At 75.9% G+C, this 9,786-nt stretch carries 4 protein-coding genes; all 4 read left to right on the top strand.

What is annotated here, in order from left to right; translation table 11 throughout:
• Positions 1 to 151: 151 nt before the first annotated feature.
• Complete coding sequence (locus tag ABZW03_RS29900; protein WP_355264994.1) at positions 152 to 4,348, top strand: amino acid adenylation domain-containing protein; 4,197 nt, start codon at positions 152 to 154, stop codon at positions 4,346 to 4,348.
• A gap of 20 nt (positions 4,349 to 4,368) precedes the next feature.
• Positions 4,369 to 7,743, top strand: a complete 3,375-nt coding sequence (locus ABZW03_RS29895) for an amino acid adenylation domain-containing protein (RefSeq protein WP_355264991.1) — start codon at positions 4,369 to 4,371, stop codon at positions 7,741 to 7,743.
• A 4-nt stretch (positions 7,744 to 7,747) separates the two neighbouring features.
• The gene (locus ABZW03_RS29890) at positions 7,748 to 9,337 is read left to right on the top strand and encodes a GMC family oxidoreductase N-terminal domain-containing protein (RefSeq protein ID WP_355264988.1); all 1,590 of its coding nucleotides are present in this window, start codon (positions 7,748 to 7,750) and stop codon (positions 9,335 to 9,337) included.
• Positions 9,325 to 9,786 (top strand): thioesterase domain-containing protein (locus ABZW03_RS29885; RefSeq protein WP_355264985.1); only part of this gene is annotated, 462 nt, incomplete at its 3' end. The genes ABZW03_RS29890 and ABZW03_RS29885, both read left to right, overlap by 13 nt.

Here is a 9,786-nt window from a genome sequence, read left to right as displayed (position 1 = left end):
GGACGCCCCGGTCGGCCCCGCCCCGCGCGGCCCGCCACCCGGCGCCGCATCGCGCGCCCCGCACCACCGCCCCCGACTTCGCCCCGCTTCCGCGCGGGGGCCGGCCCGACCGGGCCCGCGCCCCCGACCCGCCCGAACAGGAGTTCCCGGAATGACAGCACACGGACGGCACGGCGACCCGGCCGAGCTGCTCGGCCGGCTCGCCCAGCACGGCGTCCGGCTGCGGCTGGTCGACGGCGACCGCATCGAGGTGCGCGCCGCCGCCGGCTCGCTCCCCGACCACATCCGGCGCGAACTCGCCGAGAACAAGGCCGAGTTGATCGCCCTCCTGAAGCAGGGCGGCACCGCCCGGCAGGCCGGCGCGCTGCCGCGGGCGGTACCGGACGCCGAGCGGCGGCACGAGCCGTTCCCGCCCTCCGACCTGCAGATGTCCTTCCTGGTCGGCAGCACCGCGCAGTTCGAGTACCACGTGCGGCCGCACCAGTACATGGAGTTCGACTTCGCCGAGCTCGACCCGGAGCGCTTCGAGGCCGCGCTGAACCGGATGCTGCACCGCCAGCGCGGCAGCCTGGTGGTGGTGCGCGAGGACCTCCAGCTGGAGACCGTCCGGGACCCGGCGCCGGTCCGGGTGCGGGTGGCGGACCTGCGGCAGGCCGACGAGGCCGAGGCGATGGCCGCCGTCGAGCGGACCCGGGACGAGATGCAGGCGGCCGAACTCCCGCTGGACACCTGGCCCTGGATGGACGTGCGGATCACCCGCTACGGCGACGGCCGGGCCCGGCTGCACTACAACAACAACAACTTCTTCAGCGACGGCCCGGGCACCGGCCGCTTCCTGGACAGCGTGCTGCGCGCCTACCACGACCCGTCCGAGCCCGTCGCCGACCTCGAACTGGGCTACCGCGACGCCGTGCTGGCGCTGGCCGCGCTGGAGGAGTCGGAGCGCGGCGAGGCGTCCAAGGCGTACTGGTGCGAGCGGATGGCCGACTGGCCCGAGGCGCCCAACCTGCCGCTGGTGAGCGGCGCGGACACCCGCACCCGGGCCCGGCTCACCCGGCGCGAGTTCACCCTGACCGCCGAGCAGTGGGCCCGCTTCAAGCAGCGCGCGACCGACCACGGCGTCACCCCCACCAACGCGGTGTACGCGGTCTACGCCGAGACGGTGGCGTACTGGAGCGGCTCGCGGCACTTCCTGCTGAACAACATGATGACCCACCGGCTGCCGATCCACCCCCAGATCACCGAGGTGGTCGGCAACTTCGCCTCGCTCTACCCGCTGGAGGTGGACTGGCGGCACGACGAGCCCTTCCACGACCGGGCGCGGCGGCTGCAGACCCGGGTCATGACCGACATGGAGCACACCTACTGGAGCGGCGTGAAGGTGCTCCAGACCCTCAACCAGGTCCGGCGCACCCCGGGCCGCGCGGCCTGCCCGTTCGTGGTCGGCAGCGGCCTGTTCATGGGCCACCTGGACCAGCCGGTCTTCAGCCACCTGGAGACCCCGCAGGTGCTGCTCGACAACCAGTTCTGGGAGCAGAGCGACGGCGGCCTCTGGGTGGTCTGGGACCTCATCGAGGCGATGTTCCCGGCCGGGCTGATCGACGCCATGCACGCCGCCTACCGCGAACTGCTCCTGCTGCTCGCCGACGACCCGCAGGCCTGGCTGCGCCGCTCCTTCGAGCTGCTGCCGGCCGCCCAGCGCGAGCGCCGGGCCGAGGTCAACGACACCGCCGGCGAGGTGCCCGCCGGCCTGCTCGACCGGGCGCTGGCCCGGCAGGCCGCGCTGCGCCCCGCGGCCGCGGCCGTGGTCACCGCCGAGGGCGCCGTGGCGTACGGGCAACTGCACGCCCGGGCCGGGGAGCTGGCCGCCCGGCTGGCCGCGGCCGGGGTGCGGCCGGGGGACAAGGTCGGCGTCGTCCTGCCGAAGGGCGCGGAGCAGATCGCCGCCGTGTACGGCGTGCTGGCGGCCGGCGCCGCCTACGTGCCGATCGATCCGGGCTGGCCCCGGGAGCGGGTGGGCGAACTGCTCGCGGACACCCCGGCGACGGCCGTGGTCACCTCGGCCGGGGAGCGGGAGTCCGTCGCCGCCGTCGCCGCCTGCCCGGTGCTGACGGCGGACGGCCCGGGGGCGGCCGCCCAGGGCCCCGCACCGGAGCGCACCGGCGACCCGGGCGGGACCGCGTACGTCATCTACACCTCCGGGTCGAGCGGCAAGCCCAAGGGCGCGGTGCTGGACCACCGCGGGCCGCTGAACACCGTGGTGGACATCAACCGCCGGTTCGGCATCGGCGCGGACGACGTGGTCTTCGGCGTCTCCTCGCTCTGCTTCGACCTGTCCGTCTACGACGTCTTCGGCACCGCCGAGGCCGGCGCGGCCCTGCTGCTGCCCCCGGCGGGCTCGGCCGATCCGGCGCAGTGGGCCGGCCTGGTGCGCGAGCACGGCGTCACGGTCTGGAACTCCGTCCCGGCGATCATGCAGCTGTTCGCCGAGGCCGCCGAGCAGGCCGGCCTGACCTTCCCCGCGCTGCGGGTGGTGCTGCTCAGCGGCGACTGGATCCCGGTCCAGCTCCCCGACCTGATCCGGCGGATCGCGCCGAACGCCCGGGTGGTCAGCCTCGGCGGCGCGACCGAGGCGTCGATCTGGTCCATCCACCACCCGATCGACCGGGTCGACCCGAACTGGGCGAGCATCCCCTACGGCCGTCCGCTGGGCAACCAGACCTGGCGGGTGCTCGACCCGGCCGGCCGCGACGCGCCCGACTGGACCACCGGCGAGCTGTACATCGGCGGCACCGGCGTCGCACTGGGCTACCTCAACGACCCGGCGCGCACCGCCGCCTCCTTCGTCACCGACCCGGCCACCGGCGAACGCCTGTACCGCACCGGCGACCTCGGGCGCTACCGGCCCGAGGGCGACATCGAGTTCCTCGGCCGCGCCGACTTCCAGGTCAAGATCCAGGGCTTCCGGGTCGAACCCGGCGAGATCGAGCACGCCCTGACCCGCCACCCGGCGGTGCGCAACGCCGTGGTCGTCGCCCGCACCGCCGGCTCCGGGCGCCAGCTCGCCGGCTACGCCGTCGTCGAGCGGGACGCCCCGCGCCCGCGGCCCGAGGAGCTGCGCGCCTTCCTGGCCGAGCGGCTGCCCGGCCACCTGGTTCCGAGCTTCGTCGTGGTGCTCGACGAGCTGCCGCTCACCGCCAACGGCAAGCTCGACCGCCGCGCCCTGGAGGCGATGGGCCCGGCCTCCGACGGCCGGGACCGCACCCGCACCGCCCCCCGCACGGAGACCGAGAAGGTCCTGGTGGAGATCTGGGAGTCCGTGCTCGGCCTCGAGGAGGTCGGCGTCCACGACGACTTCTTCGAACTCGGCGGGCAGTCCTTCGCGGCGCTGCGCGTCATCGGCCTGGTCGGCCAGCGGCTCGGGCTGCGCGCCCCGCTCGGGGCGCTGCTGGAGCACCGTACGGTCGCCGAGCTCGCCGCCCTGCTGGAGGCCGGGCAGGAGCAGTGGTCCCCGCTGGTCGCGCTGGACACCGCCGGCGACGGGACGCCCTGGCTGCTGGTCCACCCGGCGGGCGGGAACGTGCTCTGCTACCGGGGCCTGGCGGAACTCCTCGACGGCCCCGTGCACGCCTTCCAGGCGCCCGGCCCGGGCGTCGGCCGGGAGCCGCTGGACACGGTGGAGGATTTCGCCGAGTGCTACCTGCAGGCCCTGCTGGCGGCCCGTCCGCACGGCCCGTACCGGGTGGCCGGCTGGTCCTCCGGCGCGGTGATCGCCTTCGAGCTGGTCCGGCTGCTGGAGCGGCGCGGCGAGACCGTCGAGCGGTTCGTGGTGATCGACTCCCCGGCGCCCGAGCGGGCCGCCGCCGAGGCCGCCGGCGCGCCGGAGGGGCTCGACGAGGCGACCGTGCCGCTCTGGTTCCTGGAGGACCTGGACGTCGGCTTCGACCCGGCGGCCGTCCGCCCGGGCGCCGCCGCCGAGCTGGCCGCGGCCCCGGAGCCGGAGCGGCTCGCCCGCACCGTGGCGCTGGCCCGCGACCAGGGCCTGGACGTCCCGGACGCCGCCGACCTGGCGCTCAGCTGGCCGGTGTTCCGGGGCATCATCACCGCCTGCCACCGCTACCGCGCGGCCGCGGTCGCGGCCGACGTCACGGTGGTCCGGGCGGCCCACGGCCGGGTGAGCGAGTTCGCCGGCCACCCCGACGCGCACCGCGCGGACTGGGGCTGGGCGGCGCTCACCACCGGCCGGACCACCGCCGCCGAGACCGACGGCACCCACCACACCCTGCTCACCGACACCCATGTCGCGGCCGTCGCCGCGCTCATGACCACGTGTCCGGCTCAGCACTGACCCCAGGGGGACGACCCGCGATGGACCACGACCTGATCTCGGAGCTCCAGCACCTGGGCATCAAGCTGAGGCTCTCCGGCGACAGCCTCGAAGTGATCGCGCCGCCCGGCGCGGTCACCGCCCGGATCCGGGACGACATCCGGGCCCGGCGCGGCGAGCTGATCGAGCTGCTGCGCGCGGCCGGGCAGGGCACCGGCCCGGCCCAGCTCACCGCGCGGCCCGACCAGCGGCACGAGCCGTTCCCGCTGACCGACATCCAGCACGCCTACTGGATCGGCCACAACCGGGCGCTCGAACTGGGCGGCGTGGCCACCCACTTCTACTTCGAGCTGGACCGCGACGGCCTGGAGGTGGAGCGCCTGGAGCGCAGCCTGCGCAAGGTGATCGCCCGGCACGACATGCTGCGCGCGGTGATCGGCCCGGACGGCCGCCAGCGGGTGCTGCCCGAGGTCCCGGACTACACGATCCGCTGCTACGACCGGGCGGACGCCACCGAGGAGGCCTTCGAGGAGCACCTGGGCGTGCTGCGGGCCGAGCTGGACCACCAGGTGCTGGCCCCCGACACCTGGCCGCTGTTCGACATCCGCGCCACCCGGCACCGCGAGGGGCTGCGCCTGCACGTCAGCCTCGACCTGCTGATCATGGACGCCTACAGCTTCGACCTGTTCTTCCGCGACTGGCAGCGCCACTACGAGGACGAGCAGTGGGCGCCGGAGCCGTTCGCGATCGGCTACCGGGACTTCGTCCTCGCCGAGGAGGAGAAGCGCGCCGGGGCCCGCTACCGGGCCGCCGAGCAGTACTGGCTGGACCGCCTCGACGAGCTGCCGCCGGCCCCGGACCTGCCGCTGGCGATCCAGCCCGGCTCGGCCGAGCGGACCGTCTTCACCCGCCGCCGGGCGTCCCTGCCCCGCGAGCAGTGGGAGCTGGTCAAGAAGACCGCCCGGCAGCGCGGCCTGACCCCGTCCTCGGTCCTGCTGGCGGCCTTCGCCGACGTGCTGCGGCTGTGGACGCCGCAGAGCGACTTCACCCTCAACCTGACCCTGTTCAACCGGCCCGCCGAGGCGCACCCGCAGATCGGCGACATCATCGGCGACTTCACCTCGCTGACCCTGCTGCAGATCAGCGGCGGCCAGGACGAGAGCTTCGCCCGGCGCACCGCCGGCTTCCAGCAGCAGCTGATGCGGGACCTGGAGCACCTGTCGTACAGCGGCGTGCGGGTGCTGCGCGAGCGGGCCCGCCGGCTCGGCAGCGGCCTCGGCGCCGGGATGCCGATCGTCTTCACCAGCGCCCTCGGCCTCTCCGGCGACGCCGACACGATGGACGGCATGGCGTTCTTCGGGTCCTACCGGTACGGGCTGAGCCAGACCCCGCAGGTCTGGCTCGACCACCAGGTGCTGGAGGAGAACGGCGAGCTGGTCTTCAACTGGGACGCCGTCGAGGAGCTCTTCCCCGCGGGCCTGCTCGACGACATGTTCGCCACCTTCCGGGGCCTGCTCGGCCGGCTCAGCGACGACCCCGGCCTCTGGGACGCCCTGGCCCCCACCGTCGAGGCCCCGCGCCCGCAGCTGGCGGAGCGCGAGCGGGCCAACGCCACCGCCCTCGACCTGCCCGGCGGGACGCTGCTGAGCATCGTCGCCGACCGGGCGCGGCGCACCCCGGACGCCACCGCGGCGGTCTCCGAGGCCGGCTCGCTCAGCTACGGCGAGGTGATGGCCTCGGCGTACCGGCTCGGCCACCGGCTCGCCGCGCTCGGCGCCGCCGCCGGCGACCTGGTCGGCGTGGTGCTGGACAAGGGCCTTGAGCAGGTCCCGGCGGTGCTCGGCGTGGCGGCCTCCGGCGCGGCCTACCTGCCGGTCGACCCGCAGTGGCCCGCCGCCCGCCGGCAGCAGCTGCTGGAGTCCGGCCGGGCCCGCGTCGTGGTCACCTCGGCCCGCCACCGGGACGGGCTGGAGTGGCCCGCCGGGACGGTCCTGGTGACCCTGGACGACGAGGAGACCCTGGCCCAGCCGGCCACCGAGCCGCCGACCGCGCCGGCCCCGGAGGACCTCGCCTACGTGATCTTCACCTCCGGCTCCACCGGCGTCCCCAAGGGCGTGGTGATCGACCACCGGGGGGCCGTCAACACCGTCCGGGACGTCAACCGCCGCTTCTCGGTCGGCCCGGACGACCGGGTGCTCGCCCTCTCGGCGCTCACCTTCGACCTCTCCGTCTACGACGTCTTCGGCATCCTCGCGGCCGGCGGCACCGTCGTCCTGCCGAGCCCCGACCGCGCGCACGACCCGCTGCACTGGGCCGAGCTGGCCGAGCGCCACGGCGTCACGGTGTGGAACTCGGTGCCCGCCCTGATGCAGCTGTGGGCCGACTCCCCGGCCCGGCTGTCCGAGGAGCGGGCCGGCGACCTGCGGCTGGTGCTGCTCAGCGGCGACTGGATCCCGGTGGCCCTGCCCGACGCCGTGCGCGCCCGGCACCCGCGCGCCGAGGTGGTCAGCCTGGGCGGCGCGACCGAGGCCTCCATCTGGTCGGTGCACTACCCGATCGGCGAGGTCCCGGCCGAGTGGGCGAGGATCCCGTACGGCAAGCCGCTGGCCAACCAGACCCTGCACGTCCTGGACGACCGGTTCCGGGACCGGCCGCGCTGGGCGACCGGGGAGATCTGGATCGGCGGCACCGGCGTGGCCAAGGGCTACTGGGCGGACCCGCAGCGCACCGGCGAGCGCTTCGTGCCCCACCCGGAGACCGGCGAAATCCTGTACCGCACCGGGGACCTGGGCCGCTACCTGCCCGGCGGGGACATCGAGTTCCTCGGCCGCCGGGACTTCCAGGTGAAGCTCAACGGCTACCGGGTGGAGCTCGGCGAGATCGCCGCCACCCTGGAGCGGCTCCCCGGCGTGGGCCGGGCGCTCGCCCGGGTCGACACCAACCCCGCCACCGGCCGCCGCCAGCTCGTCGCCTACGCCGTCCCGGCCGACGGCCCGGAGCGCCCGGAGCCCGCCGCGCTGCTGGCCGAGCTGTCCGAGCGGCTGCCCGACTACATGGTCCCCAAGCACTGCCTGCTGATCGACGCCGTCCCGCTGAGCGCCAACGGCAAGGTCGACGCCGCCGCGCTGCCGGCGCCGTGGAGCGAGCTGGACGAGCAGGAGCCGGTCGCCCCCCGCGACGAGGTCGAGGCCGCCGTGCTGGCGATCTGGGCCGAGGTCATGGAGTTCGACGGCTTCGGGGTCGAGGACAACTTCTTCGAACTCGGCGGCGACTCCCTGCACGCCGTGCACATCCTCACCAAGGTGCGCGACGAGTTCCGCTGGGAGGGCGACACCGAGGAGGGCCTCCAGCTGCTCTTCGAGAACCCCACGGTGGCCGGACTGGCCGCCCTGGTCAAGGACCGGCGGGGGGCGTGAGCAGGTGAGCACGGAGACCGCGGTCCCGTACTGGGACGACGTGGTGGTCGGCGCGGGCTCGGCGGGCGCGGTGCTCGCCGCCCGGCTGTCCGAGGAGCCCGGGCGCCGGGTGCTGCTGATCGAGGCCGGGCAGCTCCCGGACGGCGCCGGCGCGTCCGGCGGACCGGCGAGCGCGACCGGTGGACCGGCCGGCGCGGCCGCCGAACGGGCCGGGGTGCCCGTCCTGGCCGGCCGCAACTGGGACTACACCGCCAAGGCCGCCGAGGGCGCCCGACGGGAGTTCCCGTACGGCGTCGGCAAGGTGGTCGGCGGCTCCTCCGCCGTCAACGGCGCGCTCGCGCTGCGTCCGCTGCCCGCGGACCTCGACGCCTGGGCGGCGGCCGGCAACCCGGAGTGGACCTGGGAGCGGCTGCTGCCGTACCTGGTCGCCCTGGAGAACGACCCGGACGCCGACGGGCCCGGGCACGGCACGGACGGCCCGGTGCCGATCCGCCGGACCGGCCGGGAGGAGCTGGCCACGACGGCCCGGGCCTTCCTGGACGGCTGCGCCCGGCTCGGGGTGCCCGTCCTGGCGGACCTGAACTCCGGCGCCGCGCTCGGCGCCGGGGCCACGCCCGCCAACGCCGTCGGCGACCGCCGGATCTCGACGGCCGAGAGCCACCTCGGGCCCGCCCGGGAACGGGACGGCCTGACCCTGTGGACCGGCGCCGAGGTGAGCCGGGTCCTGCTGGACGGGCGCCACCGGGCCACCGGCGTCGAGGTGCGGCGCGGCGGGCGGCTCCAGCGGGTCGCGGCCGGCCGGGTGACGCTGGCCGCCGGGGCGGTCAACACCCCGGCGGTGCTCCAGCGTTCGGGCATCGGCGACCCGCGGCTGCTGGCCGCCCTGGGCATCGCCCCGGCGCTGGACCTGCCCGGCGTGGGGCGCAACCTGATCGACCACCCCGCGGTCGTGCTCTGGTCCGAGCCCAGGGCCGGGGTCTGCCGGGCCGGGGACAGCTGGCACCAGGTCACCGCGCGCTGCGCCGCCGGCCCGGCGGGCGGCGCGGCGGACCTCGGGCTGTTCCTGCTGGACGCGGTGCCCGTCGCGGCGAACCCGCTGATCGCCGGCATGCTCCGGGCCGAACTCGCCGTCGGGCTGTCCGCGATGGTGCTGCGGCCCGCCTCCAGGGGCTCGGTGACGATCCGGGACGCGGACGCCGGCACCCCGCCGGAGATCCTGCTCGGCCTGGCCACCGACCCGGCCGACGTCGAGCTGCTGATGGCCGCCGTCCGGCAGGCCTGGGAGCTGCTGCGCTCGGCGCCGATGGCCCCGCTGCTGGAACGGGTGCTGGTGTGGACCGACCGGATGGTCCGGGAGGACCGGCTGCTGCGCGGAGCCGTGACCAGGTTCGTCTCGCCGAGCTGGCACGCCGTCGGCACCGCCCGGATGGGGCCGGCCGACGACCCGGAGGCGGTCGTGGACCAGCGCTGCCGGGTGCACGGCGCCGAGGGGCTGTACGTCGTCGACGCCTCGGTGCTCCCGGTGATGCCCAGCGCCCCGCCGAACCTGACCTGCCTCGCACTCGCCGAAAGGGTGGCCCGATGGATGAGCTGACCAGGCCCCAGGCGGCCCCCCGGGCCGGGGAGTGGGCGGTACGCCGCCGGGGGCGCCCGCCGGCCCGGCTGCGGCTGTTCTGCCTGCCGCACGCGGGCGGCGGGGCGGCCGCCTTCCGCTCCTGGGCGCAGCACCTGGAGCCCGAGGTCGAGGTGGTGCCGATCCGGCTGCCCGGGCGCGAGTCCCGCTTCCGGGAGCGCCCGCACGACCGGCTCGGCGACCTGCTGCCGCCGCTGCTGCGCGACGTCGCCCCGCTGCTCGACGGGCCGCACGCCTGGTTCGGCCACAGCATGGGCGCGGGCATCGCGTTCGAGGTCTGCCGGGCGCTGCGCCGGCACGGGCGGCCCGAGCCGCCGCGGCTGCGGGTTGCCCTCCCGCACATCACGCTGATCATGGGCCCCACCGCCCGCCGCGCCGTGTACACCCCCGCCAACACCCCCTTCGTGGAG

Origin of the sequence: Kitasatospora sp. NPDC004799 (assembly GCF_040609095.1) — a bacterium.
GTDB lineage: Bacteria > Actinomycetota > Actinomycetes > Streptomycetales > Streptomycetaceae > Kitasatospora.
This window is presented reverse-complemented; position numbering and strand designations above follow the sequence as displayed.